Genomic DNA, 14,186 nt, shown 5'->3' on the forward strand with positions numbered 1-14,186 from the left:
CTTTGCAATTGAACTTACATCCTGCATTTGATTGGCACGAAGTCGCCCGGCTGGCGCTCACCTCCCGCATTTTGGATGAACTGGAAGAAAATGAGCTCACCCCGCAAGGATTGGTCACGTATCAATTCTCGGCGCGGGGGCATGAGCTGGGGCAACTGCTCGTTAGCCAACTGTTGGATCGGCCGTTTGATGCGGCCAGTGCCTATTATCGCTCACGGCCGTTTCTGTTAGGCAGTGGTCTCACGTTGGTAGAAGCGTTTGCCTCCGACATGGCGCGGACGGGCAGCTTGAGTGGCGGGCGTGATGTTGGCGTGGTGTTCCATCTGCCCCGGCGCAAGCGGGCGATGGTGCTGCCCATGGCTGGGGATGTAGGGTCGCAATATACACCAGCAGCGGGCTGGGCGCAGGCCATTCGCACCCACAAAGAGACGCTGAAATCGCCAAACGTTGAAGACAGCATTGCCGTTGTCTTTGGCGGTGATGGTTCAGTAGCCACCAACGGCTTTTGGAGTGCGCTCACCATTGCCACCACGCTGGAACTGCCCCTGCTGTTTGTCATTGAAGATAACGGCTACGCCATCTCGGTGAAAGGGCCGGCTCAGACCCCAGGCAGCAACATTGCGGCGAATCTAGCTTCGTTCAAAAATCTGGCCATTTGGGACGGCAGCGGCACGAACCCGGCAGAAACGGCCGAATTGGTGCATACGGCCGTTCGTGAGGTGCGGGCAGGCAACGGCCCCGGCCTGCTGCGGCTAACGATGCCGCGACTATCTGGCCATTCCAGCGTGGACAACCAGGCGTACAAAGGTGAAGATGAGCGCAAAGAGGAGTGGCAGCAAGACCCAATTGTGCATCTGCATGATTATCTGGTGCCAGCACTGATGCGCGAAAATGAGTGGGAAAATTTACGTAACCAGGCCAAACGGGACGTGATCCGAGCCAAAGACGAAGCGATGAAGCAGCCGCATGGCGACCCGGCCACGGTGACAAACTTTGTGTTTTCTGATCCTGAACGGCCGCAGGAAGTGGGTGGCCTGGTGGCAGAGGGAATTGAGCTGCCAGGTGGAACAGCGACGCCAAATCCGCCCGACCCGCGCCGCATCAACATGATTGAAGCGATTCGGCGCACGCTGGACGTGGAGCTAGCTCTAAACCCGCGCCTGCTGGTTTTTGGTGAAGATGTAGGGCTGAAGGGCGGCGTTCATGCCGCCACGTTGGGGCTGCAAAGCAAATATGGCGAAGATCGCGTCTTTGACACCAGCTTAAACGAGGAAGGCATCATTGGCCGCGCGGTGGGCATGGCCTATGCGGGTTTGGTTCCCGTGCCAGAGATTCAGTTTCGTAAATACGCAGACCCGGCGACGGAGCAGCTAAATAATTGTGGCACGGTGCGCTGGCGGACGAACGGCCGTTTTGCTGCCCCCATCGTTGTGCGAATCCCTGGCGGCTACCGCAAAATTGGCGACCCGTGGCACAGCGTCACCAGCGAGGTGACCTTTGCTCACCAACCCGGCTGGCTCTTTGCCGCCCCCTCCAACGCGGAGGATACGGTAGGGCTGCTGCGAACCGCCATGCGCGGCAACGACCCCGTTATCTTTTTTGAGCATCGTGCCATGCTGGATGCTGGTTGGGCCAGACGGCCGTATCCCGGCGATAAGTTCATGCTCCCCTTTGGCCAGGCCAAGAAAGTCGCCGAGGGGGATGATTTAACGATTGTGACCTGGGGGGCGATGGTTGAACGGTGCGAAACGGCCGTGCAGGGCGTAAACGCCAGCATCGAGATTATTGATTTGCGAACGTTGGTTCCCTGGGACAAGGAGATGGTGCTCGGCTCCGTACAAAAAACGTCCCGCTGCCTCATTGTGCATGAAGATATTGGCCTGGGCGGTTTTGGTGCCGAAATTGCCGCCACCATCGTGGCCGAAGCCTTTCTGGATTTGGATGCACCTTTGGAGCGGGTGACGGCTCCTGCCGCCCCTGTGCCATTCAGCACCAGCCTCATGGAAGGCATCGTGCCAACGGTAGAGTTGATTCGTGAGAAACTTGAGGATTTGCTGGCCTTTTAGTGCTGACGTTGTATAGAGGGTCTACTACTCCTCTTTTATAGAATCCTGTGCCGTGTCAGTAATTTTAATTAACATATCGACCAATGATATTATTGAAAGAACCATCTGACTATCATTTTCAACGATCCTATGCATATGTGGATTTCGGAAAGTTGCATATGCACCAAAAAATAAGCTGCGAACCCCTTCCTTCTCTGCCGAGGTTGCACCATAAGTAAGCACGCCATTTTTCCCAAAAGATTGGTTAATCAAATCTTTTCCGTACAAATTTGAAGGAGCACCAATTCTTTTTCTGAGATGGTCTTCAAAAATTGTAAAAATTTGCTGTATTGCAGCTTGGGCATTTTGTTCTACAAGTGCAGAAGTAACTAATCTAGCTTGCAAGCCTGATAATGGTGTTGTGTTTTGAACAAAATCTGAAATGGCACTTACCAAGTTCGCAATGTCCAACTCTGCTATTCTTGCTTGCAGAGCGTCATTATTTCCCACTCCAGGAACGTAAATTATTTCTTTTATGTTAAACTCTGATAGTAGCCGATGGACTTCTTGGATTTGAATCAATAGATGCCGAAATACTTTGTCCAAGTTTTGATCCGGATATAGGTTAGAAAGATTTTCAACTTCGTCTCTTAGCGAATCGGCGCAGTTGAGTATGTGCTCTTTTCTTTCTTGTTCTCTATACCCGTCGTACGGATTGGAATCATCCCCTCCTGAAGCCAGGTATAAAACGGTTCCATCTACTGTGCTACATAACGCGTGATAAGAGCTCCATAAGCGATTTACGCATCTTATGGTTTTACTTCCGAGCCGTGTGCTGAAATACATAGATTAGCCCTCCATCTCCTCCAATTTCTTAGGATTTGCTTGTACACATCAACCCCTGAAATTCGTGATCAGGCTTAGATTAGATAATTATAGCAGTTAAGTCATCATGCAAAATTTAGCAAGGGTTAAGTTAAGTAATTGAAATTACGGCCGTTTCCGCCACAAAGAAATTAAGTAAATCGGTGCCCCCACCAGTTCAGAAGCCCGCTTAACAAAAAAGACCATGAGGGAAAGCGTGACCGCCTGGGCTGTAGCTAGCCCTGCGCCTGCAAAAAGCAGCGGGGCGATCAGTTCGCGTACGCCCAGGCCGCTAAACGAAGGAGCCAGCAGGGCAATGGCCATTACCGGCACGACGCCCATCAGATACCAGTAGCTAATTGTGAAGTTGAGTCCGCGCGAAACGGCCGTCCATTGCCCAATCAGCAAAAAGTTAAACAGCAGCGAAATCCCTAACGCTTGCAGCAGCGATCTGGTTGGCAGGGCTTGCAGCGTGGCGATCAGTTTTAGAAACGGCCGTGCCACCTGTTGCGGCAATTTGTTCAGCAGATTCTCCAAAAAGGGAAACCAGCGCCAGCCACGTAACAAAAACACCCCACCAACCAATCCCAAAAGGCAAACGCCGCCTACTTGTAGAAGAATCTCCTGAGGGAACACATCTGGATTAAACGCCATCACCAGCAACCCAAGCACAAAAAGCCCCATCAGACCACTCAATCGATCCACGAGGACTGTGCCTGCGGCCGTTGCCTGCGGCACATCCTCCGCCACTTCAATAATGCGAACCACGTCTCCGCCAAAGCCGGAGGGCAGCACGCCGTTGAAAAATGCCCCCACAAAGTACAGCTTGATAAGCTGTGGCAGCGGCACCGTGCTGCCAATGCCGTTGAGCAAAATGGCCCAGCGCACCGAGCGCAGCACCAGCCCGGCAAAGTTGATGAGCATGGCCACAAACAGCCAACCCCACCGCGCCTGCCGAATCCCATCCCCAATTTCGCTAAGTGGCACATTGGTAAACACAAACGCCAAACTGATGAGCGTAATGCCCACTTTCAGCAGTGTAACGAGCCGATTTTTTGTTTTGGCAGGTGGCGTGGTGGAGGCTTCAGGTGATGTCATGGTAAAAAATCAAAGATTTCGCAGATTGAAAAGATTATTAAAAATCCGGTGAATCTGCGAAATCTTTGGTGCAACTGTTAAAGGTAACCGAGATCGCGCAGGCGGTCTTCGATTTGTTTATTGTCCACTTCATTGAGCGTGTGGGCATCCCGCAGCTCTTGTTCAGCATCGAAGTAGGTGAGTTCTGGCTGGGTTTTGAAGAAATCAACCAGCACTGTGCCATCCATGTGCGTCGGCACGGCTTCGCCCAGTAGGGCAAAAATAGTGGGGGCAATGTCTATGATGTCGGCGCTGATGGGGAGCTGCGTGTTTTGTTTGAACTTTGGCCCGTGGGCAATCACAATTCCTTCACGGCGGTGGCAGCCAGAGTCGCCACGAATTTGCTCAGTCACAATTTTGCCGTTGGTAGCAAACAGTGGATAAGCGATGATGTTGTAGTCGTCCAGAACGAGGTGGATGTCCGGCCCTTTTTCGGCGTAGGGGCCATGGTAGGTTTCTTCGCGCAGGATGATTTTGGTGATGAGGGAACGGCCGTTTTCATCCACCAACTCTTGTAACGCATCCACAATATCCTGGCGCGTTCGCTTGTAGCTGGCTTGCGTCACGATGCCGTTTGGCTCGCGCCCAGCCATGTTCAGGTAAATCTGCCCCACATGCCCCATGCTGTACGCTACCGTCTGGCTCCAATCCACATTATCGTAATTGAGGAATTTACCCAGCACCTGGTTGCGTGTGTTTTTAGATACTTTGGTCGCCATGTTTTGTAGGCCGATTAGCTCTACCAAGCGGTAAATGACTGCCGGTGACAGACCCAGCTTAAAAGCCAATGCCTTTAGCCGGGTAATTGGCGAACGGTTCAGCTTGAGGAATCCTTTTTTCATGAGGAAGTTGTTCAGGTTCACAATGCGATGCAGCGGGCCAAAACCGTGATCGGACATGGCAATCACATGGGCATCCTGTGGCAGCAGGTCTAGCATTTGCCCAATGTACTCGTCCACCAGCTGGTAGCCTCCCAAAATGCCGTCTTGGTAAGGGGATGGCTCGTGGCGCGGATGGTTGCTGTCCATCAGCCGCCACAAGGCGTGCATCATGATGTCCAGCGCAATGAAATGAACCATCAGCACGTCCACTGGCTCATTTTTCATGAGGTGAATCGCCCATTTGCCGTGGGCGTGGATCAAATCATAAATATCCTTGATGTAGGCTTCTTCGTTGCCTGCTTTATACTGAATGTTGGGCGAAATACGGTACTCACCCAGCGTTGGCTGGTAACGGCCGATTAAATCTTGCGGGTAGCAGATGGTGCCTTGCTTGGGGCTAAGAATGCCGGAGACCATGAAGCCGTTAATCGGCTGGGGTGGGTAGGTAACCGGCACGTTCAGCACGCCCACCCTGTAGCCCATGTTGGACAAGATTTGCCACATGGTGGGTTTTTGGATGCGGGTGGCGTTAACTAGCGAATAGCTATCACCGGAGGGCTGGATAAAGTCGAAGACGCCGTGCTTGCCGGGATTGCAGCCCGTCATGAAGGAGGGCCAGGCGGGGCTTGTGACCGGGGGTAAGGTAGAGAGGAGGTCGGTTTGGACACCATTACCCATCAGTTTGGCCAGGTTGGGCAGTTTGCCATCGCTGGCCCACGGCCGTATTAAATCGAATGTTGCGCCATCAATACCTAAAATTAATAATTTCATCATCATCGCTCTTGATTGAATTTGCGCGTACTTTAGCAGTTTTTCGGGGAATGTAAAAGTGGACGAAGGTAATACTCACGTTGGCAACGGCCGTTCGCCTGTTGACGTGGCTGTCAAAGCGAGGGATAGTTGCCTCATTTCCGCTAACTGAGGATTTTTATGGCGCAAGATACACTTTATGCAACTGAAAAATCACTAATCGCCCCTTTTTCATTTGATGAGGAAGTGGTGGCTGTTTTCCCGGACATGATTGAACGTTCGGTGCCGGGCTACTCGCTGCTGCTCCCACTGATTGGGCAGATTGCTGCTCGGTATGCACAGTCGCATAGCCGCTGCTACGACTTGGGCTGTTCGCTGGGGGCGGTAACGCTGGTAATGCGCCAGCAAATTAAGCAAGAAGGGTGCCGGATTACGGCCGTTGACAACGCCCCTGCCATGATTGAACAATGCCGCACCATCTTTGCCCCCGATGGGGGGAGTATACCTGTGGATTTGGTCGAGGTAGACATCAGCCAAGTGCCGATTGAGCAAGCATCGGTGGTGGTGCTCAACTTTACGCTCCAGTTTTTGCCACCAGCGCAGCGGGATGCGCTCATCCAGCGTATTTTTGATGGCTTGCTGCCCGGCGGGGCGCTCATCTTGTCTGAGAAGGTCATCTTTGAGCCAGCAGAACTGGATGAACTGCTGGTGAGGTTGCACCATGATTTTAAGCGGGCCAACGGCTACAGCGAGCTAGAAATCAGCCAAAAGCGCACCGCGCTAGAAAATGTACTCATCGCCGAGACGGTGCCGCAGCACCAGGCACGACTACGGCGAGCGGGTTTCGCTTCTGCCGACTTGTGGTTTCAGACGTTCAATTTCGTCTCGCTGCTGGCCATAAAATGAAAAATGCAATTTATGATTGATTACTCTGGACTGTATGCACGAATGGAGCAGACGAGGCTGGCAGGGTGGCGTGAGACCCTCCCAGGGCAGGTGGCAGCGGCTTTGGCTGATGGGAAGCACGGCCGTTTACCCCAATGGCGCACAATCCTAAACAATCTACCCACAGTCGCGCCTTCTCAACTCAATTTGCACGATGGCGTGATGGTGGGCCAGCCTGATGATTTGACCGCCGAGCAGCTGGCCCAAATGGAAAGCCACCTGCGGCAGCTGCACCCCTGGCGCAAAGGGCCGTTTGATCTGTTTGGCCTGCACATTGACACCGAATGGCGTTCCGATTGGAAGTGGGATCGGTTGAAGGGAGGGATTGCGGATTTAGACGGCCGTATCGTTTTGGACGTGGGGTGTGGCAACGGTTACCACTGTTGGCGCATGGCGGGGGCTGGAGCCAAGCTGGTCATCGGGCTGGACCCATACCTGCTGTACGTAGCGCAATATCAGGCGATCCGTTACTTTGTGGGGGAGGGTGTGCCAGCCTACGTGCTGCCATTGGGCGTGGAGCAGTTGCCGGACAAATTAGCTACCTTCGAGACCGTCTTTTCAATGGGGGTGTTGTACCATCGCCGCTCGCCAATGGATCATCTCATCACTCTGCGAGACGCATTGTGCCCTGGCGGCGAGCTGGTGCTGGAAACACTCATCATTGAAGGTGAGGCGGGGCATGTGCTGGTGCCAGAGGGTCGTTATGCCCAAATGCGAAACGTTTGGTTCATCCCGTCGGTGCCGACGCTGCTGGGCTGGCTGCGGAAGTGTGGCTTTGTGGAAGAGAAGTTGCTAGACGTGACGCCAACGACTATCAAAGAGCAGCGTTCCACAGAGTGGATGACGTTTAAATCACTGCCTGATTTTTTGGACAAAGAAGATGCCAGTTTAACGGTGGAAGGATATCCGGCTCCTGTGCGGGCGATTGTGGTTGCGAAACGGCCGTAAAAATTCTCTCTCGATAGAAATTGTAATTGCCTAGAAATGTATCAAAGGAACAATTGATGAAAATACAATTGCTAATCATCAGTTCAATAGTGTCGTTGTTATTTGGTTGCAGTTCAATATCAACATTGCCTTCTACAGAGGAGCCAATAAACGTTGATACGGAACCTTTAGTGACAAAAACCCCTGAACGTATAGTGGCCCAGATTGCAGCGGAAACATCTGTAGCAACACCTACAGTTTCATCAAATTCAATGATTTCGGCAACTTTAACACCCATTGCACAATCTAATATCATCGAAATTACTATGGAACATGTAATCCACTTTCATTGGTCACTAGACGGACGCACTTTAATCTATCAAACCCCAGGTCAATTTTGGCAATATGATTTATTGTCACGAGAGACAAGTGAACTATCGAATGAATTTATACTCTCATTAACACCTTCTGCGCCAAGTTTACCTTCTAATCTAGGAATGATTGACTTGTTAACTTTCTCGCCAGATGGAACTACCTACTTGTATCTAAACAGCATTGAACCAACAAAAACGCCGTCTCCAGATTTAGGAGAACAATATTTGCGTGGAGAATTATCAGAACTTTGGGTGAATCAAAAAGGTGATGATGTTTTGATTGGGGAAGTAAACAATTGCTTTAATGAAGTATCGTGGTCTCAAGATGGTTCAAGTTTCATTTTATTTCCCGATATTCATGCTAATTGTATTTCTGCAAGAGGGCTTCATGTTGATTTGGAAACCTTGACTACGCAGACCATCTTTCCAAATGAGGAGTATCAATCTCTCATTTCTATCAGAGATTTCTCTGATGATGGAAAACGGGTGCTTTGGTCTGAAGAAGCTAATGGTCAGTTGCGAATAAAAGAATTGAATTTAGAGGACATGCAATCGGTGGAAATCCATCTACCAGAAAACATTACGGATAATTTGTACAATATTAATTGGGTAGGAAACTTCAATAATTTTATTGTTTTTTACGCAAATGATGATGGTGATGTTATTAGTTTTTTTAATGCGGATACGTTTGAAACTACAGAAATAATTTCATATAGCGACATTTTACCCCAGAATTCGTTTGGGGGGATATTTGGTTTTTTATTGTCCCAAGATCAAATGTGGTTAGCTATTCTCACCGGAACGAATGTTAATGACATCAATGGACTGTTTCTTGTTGAAATTAATAGGATTACTAACTGACTTTTTTGCAAGGCGAGGCAGATGGAGAGGATGTTTTGCCGTAATCTGAAGGATCGTGGCCATCTGCCTCGCCGCTACTTTTGCAAATGGTTGAACCGCTGCCGGAATTTGGCGACTTTGGGGGCAACCACCACGCGACAATACCCTTGCCCCGGATTATTGACAAAATAGTTCTGATGATACTCCTCAGCGACGTAAAAAGTATCAATTGGCTTTACTTCCGTGACGATGGGGTTGGGCCAGATGTTGGCTTCGTTTAGCTCGTTGATGAGGCGAACTGCCGTTTCCTTTTGCCCCTCATCATGATAAAAAATCGCCGACCGATATTGCGTCCCCACGTCAGCCCCTTGCCGATTCAATGTCGTTGGGTCATGAATGGTGAAAAAGACCGACAACAGCTCCTCTAACGAAACGACCTCTGAATCAAACTGAACCTGTACTACCTCGGCGTGCCCAGTGGTTTCAGCACACACGGCGCGGTAAGTGGGATTTGGCACATGCCCGCCTGCGTAGCCAGACAGCACGTCGGTGACGCCGCGCATTTCGTCAAAAACCGCTTCCAGACACCAAAAGCAGCCTCCGCCGAGGGTAATGGTTTGTGTACGGCCGTTTCCATTTGTAGACATGAGAACCTTCCTTAAAGTTTGGGTTTGAAGGGAATTGTAGCTGAGTCTTTGCGTAATTGGGTAATGGCGCTCACAAAATTACCTAATTACTTATCTACCCAATTACCTGTTCTGCAACGGCCGTTCCGTTGGCATTCACTGTGCGGCTTTCCTGCCTAGCAACGGCCGCTCCCAGGAAGGCGGCAAACAGCGGGTGGGGGCGGTTGGGTCGGCTTTTGAATTCTGGGTGGAATTGGCTGCCCAGCATGAAGGGATGATCTTTGAGTTCAGCAATCTCGACGAGACGGCCGTCAGGCGACAGCCCGCTAAACACCATCCCTGCTGCCTCCAGCGTCTCCCGATAGCCATTGTTAAATTCCCAGCGATGCCGATGCCGCTCTTGCACCTGCGCTGCGGCGTATGCTGCTGCTGCTTTGCTGCCCGGCGTCAAATTGCACGGGTACGATCCCAAACGCATCGTCCCGCCCATATCTTCCAGCGCATGTTGGTCGGGCATTAGGCTAATGACGGGATGTTCAGTGTGGCTGTCGAACTCCGTGCTGTTCGGCTCATCGCTTTGCAGCACATGGCGGGCAAACTCAATGCACATCACCTGCATCCCCAGGCAAAGCCCCAAATACGGCACCTTGTTTTCACGCGCCCAGCGTGCCGCCAAAATCTTGCCTTCCACGCCCCGCTCGCCAAAGCCGCCGGGTACCACAATGCCATCTAATCCTTCAAACCGCTCCCAACCCCTGTTTTTCTCCAAGTCGCCAGAGTGAATCCATTCCACTTCAACATCCCGATTGTGGCGAATACCTGCATGGTAAAGTGCCTCACGCACGCTCATGTAGGCATCATGCAGCTCCACATATTTGCCCACAATGCCAATGCGAATTTTGGTTTTGGAGTTGCGAATTGTGGCAATCATCTGCTGCCATTCAGATAAATCGGGTTTTTGCGCCTGCTTCAACTTCAGTCGCTCGATGACGTAATCGCCCAAACCAGTTTCCTCTAGCAAGAGGGGGATGTTGTATAAAATGTCGCTGGTCGTGGCCGGAATAACGGCTCGTTTACGCACATCGCAAAACAGGGCTATTTTTTTGATATGCTCTTTGGGAATGTGATGATCTGCCCGGGCAATAATGACATCGGGGTGAATGCCGATGCCACGCAGTTCACGTACGCTGTGCTGGGTGGGTTTTGTTTTAAGTTCACGACTGGCTCCGATGTACGGCAAGAAGGTGACATGGACGTATAGCGTGTTTTTGCGCCCCACATCAGACCGCATTTGGCGCAGTGCCTCCATGAAGGGCAGGCTTTCAATATCACCTACTGTACCGCCCACTTCCACCAGCACCACATCGGCCTGACTTTGCTCAGCCACAAGGCGGATGTTGCGCTTAATTTCATTGGTGATGTGCGGGATTACCTGAATGGTGCCGCCCAAATAGTCGCCGCGCCGCTCACGGGCAATCACTTCAGCATAGACGCGCCCGGTGGTGACGTTAGAGGCTTGGCTGGCGTTGATGTCTATAAAGCGCTCGTAATGTCCTAAATCCAGATCGGTTTCAGCTCCGTCCTCAGTGACAAAAACTTCACCATGCTGATAAGGTGACATGGTGCCAGGGTCTACATTGATGTAGGGATCGAGCTTTTGCACGGCAACAGACAGCCCTCGTGCTTTGAGCAGCCGTCCCAGCGCTGCGGCCGTTACGCCTTTGCCCACTGAACTAACAACACCACCCGTAAAGAAAATATATTTTGTCATCGCCTTACCTCGTTCAAAACTTTTCGGGAGAAGTTCAATTTTTACAAAAAGTTGAACTTCTGAACGTGCAACTTCCAAAAAAAAGAGGTGGGGCATGTCATCTTGGGTGACATGCCCCACCTAAATTCTTACTTCTGTTCGTCAATGCGAATGTTGTATTCGCTTTAACCTTATTTGCTTCATTTCATTAGAGGAGACGCTCCAAATCTTCGGCGGCGCGCCCCATATCCAGAAAAATGAGACCCAGTTTGGCCTGTGCGCGGGCCAGAACCGTGAGTACGGCATCTTCCCCAATAGCACGCAAAACAATGATACCGTCTGTACCGCGAATATGGACTTGCTCCAAACGGCCGCGCTGCAGTTCAGAGGCAATGCGGTCACCCAAAGATAGCATAGCGGCAGACATGGCGGAGATGCGATCCTCATCCACACCGGCAGGCAACGACGATGCCATAATGAGGCCGTCTACACTCACAACGGCTGATGCTTCAATATCTGGCGTGCCTGCTTGTAAATCTTTCAGGCGGTCAACCATCATCTCTGTACGGGATCTCATCCGACTCTCCTTACACGTTGGTATTTGGGGAACTCTGTTCTTGTTGGCCCCTGTTTGGCCACGGCAATTTGCATAAAATGGGCGTAAATTTGGTCTGGTTTGCCTATATTTTATGTAATCAAAGAACGGCAGGATAATACCATATCGAAATTTTACTGTCAAACCAGGCAGGGTGGGAGAAATGGGTCAGATTGGGATGTTATGTTAACTGTTTTAAAGAGAAGGAAACGTCCGTTTCCCACCCATTCACTCTCACAAAAATTGCCTGTTACGACTTAAAATTGGAAACATTCCCTGTGCGGAACCAGCGATTGGCTCGTTTTTCGTACAGCTCAATCCAAGCACTCACAAACTCAATGGGTGCGGCGTTGCCATCTTGCGTTTTTTGCGTGCCGCGTGCATAAACTTGCACAATCACCCAGCCGAGCATACCCTCAGGCGAAATCTGCACAACCGGCGTGATTTCGTCGCGGTATTCTTCAAATATGGTTGCTTGCAAATAAGGGTCTAAGCGTTGCCTGCGTTCTTCTTTGGTGGGGTGGGCAACTGTGCCTCGGTTGGCGACAACGTAGCTGTCATTTTCATCTTCAAGAATCAATTCAACGTTAGATTTCAGATGGGCTTCGAGCACTTTCTGGTGAAGCTTCAGCAGTTGGTCTTCATCGGATTTTACTTGGTCGGGCATACGATTGATTTCACTTTTGAACTTGGCAGAGATTGGCTAGCAATTTCTCAGCGAACCTGGGTAGAGAGAAAATCCAGAATGTCAATTTTGGTGAGAATGCCCTGTACCTGCTCATCGGTGGCAATGATAACGGCATTGTGCTTGGCAAAGATGCCCACCAATGTTTCCAGCGGCGCGCTGGGGCGCACCACTGGCACATTTGTCTCGATGATGGCTTCGATTGTTTCGTCTGGAGCGTGGCTGGCATGATTGGTGAGCAGGATATGGTTGAGCAGATCAATTTCCGAGACGACGCCTAGGAGACGGCCGTTTTCATCCAAGACGGGTAGCTGAGACACATTGTATTGCTTCATCAGCGCCACCACATCGGTCATCAAATCGGTTGGCTTGGCGGTGATAATGTCGCCTTCGCTCTTGACTGCCTGAATATCTGCGGCGCGGAAATCAACCCAGGTTTGCTCTAGGAATCCATTTTCACGCAGCCACTCATCGTCAAAAACCTTGCTCAAATAGCGCGACCCAGAGTCGGGCAGAATGACAACCATCACATCATCCTTGCCCAGCTTTTGGTCATGGGCGTACTTAACCGCCCCCGCCACGGCCGAGCCGCACGAGCCGCCGCCGAAGATGCCCTCTTCACGCACCAAGCGGCGCGTCATCAGGAAGCTTTCCTTATCGTTCACCTGCACAATGTGGTCTACCACGCTTAAATCGGTGGTGCTGGGCAAAAAGTCTTCGCCGATGCCTTCTACTTTGTACCCTTCTGCCTTGGTGTAACGGCCGCTCCGATGCAGTTCATACAAAATAGAACCCACCGGATCAACCCCCACAATTTTGACATGTGGATTTTTGCTCTTGAGATACCGTCCTGTACCGGTGATGGTGCCACCCGTCCCCATGCCGGCTACAAAATGAGTGATGCGCCCTTTGGTTTGCTGCCAAATTTCTGGCCCGGTGCTTTCCACATGCGCTTGGGGGTTGACCGGGTTGTGATATTGGTTGGCTAAAATGGCGTTTGGGGTTTCTTCAACTAGCTTATTGGCGACTGAATAATAACTGCGGGGGTCGTCTGGCTCTACGGCCGTTGGCGTTACTACCACCCGCGCCCCAAACGCCCGCAGTAGCAAAATCTTCTCTTGCGACATCTTGTCTGGCATCACAAAGATGCAGCGATACCCTTTGAGCGCGGCCGCAATGGCCAGCCCCACGCCCGTGTTGCCAGAGGTGGATTCCACAATTGTGCCGCCAGGCTTTAGCTTGCCGCTTCGCTCTGCATCTTCAATAATCGCCGGGCCGATGCGATCCTTAACGGAGCCGCCAGGGTTGAAAAACTCAACTTTAGCCAAAACGGTGCAGGGCAAATCGCTCACCACCGAGTTTAGCCGTACTAATGGCGTGTTGCCGATAGTCTCTAAGATAGTTGTGTAGATTTCCATCTCTATTACCGATTCATCTAATAATTTTCCCATGGGTTTCCTGTTCAGTTTGGGTAATTGGGATACGGTCATTTCCAGTTAAAATGCGTCAACTTTATAACAATGCCAAGTATACACGAACCATAGTGACGATGAAATAAGCAGTGCCAAGCATGGGATGATGTTAGTTATAGATGTGAAGCTGTACATCCCATGCCCGGCACTTAGGTGGGGATGGTTTAACGATAAAGCAACGATGTCTCGCTAACTTGTTGGCAATATCTTTGGAGTAGCAAGCCTACCTCTGGTAAAATGTGCTCATCAAATTTGGCTTCGCTTCTCCCAACTGTATTTTCATCAACCGATCTAT

Annotated in this window: 12 protein-coding genes; 4 read left to right on the forward strand and 8 right to left on the reverse strand. The window is 50.9% G+C overall.

The features are described from left to right. Nucleotides 1-8 precede the first annotated feature (8 nt). Nucleotides 9-2,066, forward strand: a complete 2,058-nt coding sequence (locus ACOQPM_RS01585; RefSeq protein WP_420627471.1) for an alpha-ketoacid dehydrogenase subunit alpha/beta — start codon at nt 9-11, stop codon at nt 2,064-2,066. A gap of 24 nt (nt 2,067-2,090) precedes the next feature. On the opposite strand, the gene ACOQPM_RS01590 is transcribed toward ACOQPM_RS01585, so the two are convergent. The 3 genes from ACOQPM_RS01590 to ACOQPM_RS01600 all read right to left on the reverse strand — a co-directional run bounded on the left by ACOQPM_RS01590 (nt 2,091) and on the right by ACOQPM_RS01600 (nt 5,704). Beyond that, nucleotides 2,091-2,651, reverse strand: a complete 561-nt coding sequence (locus ACOQPM_RS01590) for a TIGR02391 family protein (RefSeq protein ID WP_420627472.1) — start codon at nt 2,649-2,651, stop codon at nt 2,091-2,093. A gap of 384 nt (nt 2,652-3,035) precedes the next feature. Next, nucleotides 3,036-4,007: a lysylphosphatidylglycerol synthase transmembrane domain-containing protein gene (locus ACOQPM_RS01595; RefSeq protein WP_420627473.1), complete on the reverse strand. Its 972-nt coding sequence runs from the start codon at nt 4,005-4,007 to the stop codon at nt 3,036-3,038. A 77-nt stretch (nt 4,008-4,084) separates the two neighbouring features. Beyond that, a complete protein-coding gene (locus ACOQPM_RS01600) occupies nt 4,085-5,704 on the reverse strand; it encodes an alkaline phosphatase family protein (RefSeq protein ID WP_420627474.1) in 1,620 nt (539 codons plus the stop codon). A 153-nt stretch (nt 5,705-5,857) separates the two neighbouring features. On the opposite strand from ACOQPM_RS01600, the gene cmoA reads away from it, so the two are divergent. From cmoA to ACOQPM_RS01615, 3 genes are read left to right on the forward strand one after another with little or no spacing between them, the layout of a single operon-like run. Then, the gene (gene cmoA, locus ACOQPM_RS01605) at nt 5,858-6,583 is read left to right on the forward strand and encodes a carboxy-S-adenosyl-L-methionine synthase CmoA (RefSeq protein WP_420627475.1); all 726 of its coding nucleotides are present in this window, start codon (nt 5,858-5,860) and stop codon (nt 6,581-6,583) included. A 12-nt stretch (nt 6,584-6,595) separates the two neighbouring features. Next, nucleotides 6,596-7,570: a tRNA 5-methoxyuridine(34)/uridine 5-oxyacetic acid(34) synthase CmoB gene (gene cmoB, locus ACOQPM_RS01610; protein WP_420627476.1), complete on the forward strand. Its 975-nt coding sequence runs from the start codon at nt 6,596-6,598 to the stop codon at nt 7,568-7,570. 56 nt (nt 7,571-7,626) lie between these two features. Beyond that, nucleotides 7,627-8,784, forward strand: coding sequence for a hypothetical protein (locus tag ACOQPM_RS01615; RefSeq protein ID WP_420627477.1), 1,158 nt, complete (start codon nt 7,627-7,629; stop codon nt 8,782-8,784). Between the two features lie 74 nt (nt 8,785-8,858). On the opposite strand, the gene msrA is transcribed toward ACOQPM_RS01615, so the two are convergent. The 5 genes from msrA to ACOQPM_RS01640 all read right to left on the reverse strand — a co-directional run bounded on the left by msrA (nt 8,859) and on the right by ACOQPM_RS01640 (nt 13,870). Next, nucleotides 8,859-9,410 carry a peptide-methionine (S)-S-oxide reductase MsrA gene (gene msrA / locus ACOQPM_RS01620; RefSeq protein ID WP_420627478.1) on the reverse strand — a complete coding sequence of 184 codons (552 nt, stop codon included), beginning with the start codon at nt 9,408-9,410 and terminating at the stop codon, nt 8,859-8,861. A gap of 94 nt (nt 9,411-9,504) precedes the next feature. Beyond that, complete coding sequence (locus tag ACOQPM_RS01625; protein ID WP_420627479.1) at nt 9,505-11,160, reverse strand: CTP synthase; 1,656 nt, start codon at nt 11,158-11,160, stop codon at nt 9,505-9,507. Between the two features lie 187 nt (nt 11,161-11,347). Continuing rightward, entirely contained in the window at nt 11,348-11,716 is a 369-nt protein-coding gene (locus tag ACOQPM_RS01630; RefSeq protein WP_420627480.1) for a roadblock/LC7 domain-containing protein, read from the reverse strand. 268 nt (nt 11,717-11,984) lie between these two features. Next, on the reverse strand, nt 11,985-12,401 hold the full coding sequence (locus ACOQPM_RS01635; RefSeq protein WP_420627481.1) for a hypothetical protein: 417 nt from the start codon (nt 12,399-12,401) through the stop codon (nt 11,985-11,987). Between the two features lie 47 nt (nt 12,402-12,448). Further along, on the reverse strand, nt 12,449-13,870 hold the full coding sequence (locus tag ACOQPM_RS01640) for a cystathionine beta-synthase (protein ID WP_420627482.1): 1,422 nt from the start codon (nt 13,868-13,870) through the stop codon (nt 12,449-12,451). Between the last annotated feature and the right edge of the window lie 316 nt (nt 13,871-14,186).

Origin of the sequence: Candidatus Leptofilum sp. (genome assembly GCF_965223525.1) — a bacterium.
GTDB lineage: Bacteria > Chloroflexota > Anaerolineae > Promineifilales > Promineifilaceae > Leptofilum.

Coding starts and splice junctions, on each gene's coding strand:
- cmoA (WP_420627475.1), top strand. CDS start 5,858: ATGGCGCAAGATACACTTTATGCAACTGAAAAATCACTAATCGCCCCT.
- ACOQPM_RS01635 (WP_420627481.1), bottom strand. CDS start 12,401: ATGCCCGACCAAGTAAAATCCGATGAAGACCAACTGCTGAAGCTTCAC.
- ACOQPM_RS01600 (WP_420627474.1), bottom strand. CDS start 5,704: ATGATGATGAAATTATTAATTTTAGGTATTGATGGCGCAACATTCGAT.
- ACOQPM_RS01630 (WP_420627480.1), bottom strand. CDS start 11,716: ATGAGATCCCGTACAGAGATGATGGTTGACCGCCTGAAAGATTTACAA.
- cmoB (WP_420627476.1), top strand. CDS start 6,596: ATGATTGATTACTCTGGACTGTATGCACGAATGGAGCAGACGAGGCTG.
- ACOQPM_RS01595 (WP_420627473.1), bottom strand. CDS start 4,007: ATGACATCACCTGAAGCCTCCACCACGCCACCTGCCAAAACAAAAAAT.
- ACOQPM_RS01615 (WP_420627477.1), top strand. CDS start 7,627: ATGAAAATACAATTGCTAATCATCAGTTCAATAGTGTCGTTGTTATTT.
- ACOQPM_RS01640 (WP_420627482.1), bottom strand. CDS start 13,870: ATGGGAAAATTATTAGATGAATCGGTAATAGAGATGGAAATCTACACA.
- ACOQPM_RS01625 (WP_420627479.1), bottom strand. CDS start 11,160: ATGACAAAATATATTTTCTTTACGGGTGGTGTTGTTAGTTCAGTGGGC.
- msrA (WP_420627478.1), bottom strand. CDS start 9,410: ATGTCTACAAATGGAAACGGCCGTACACAAACCATTACCCTCGGCGGA.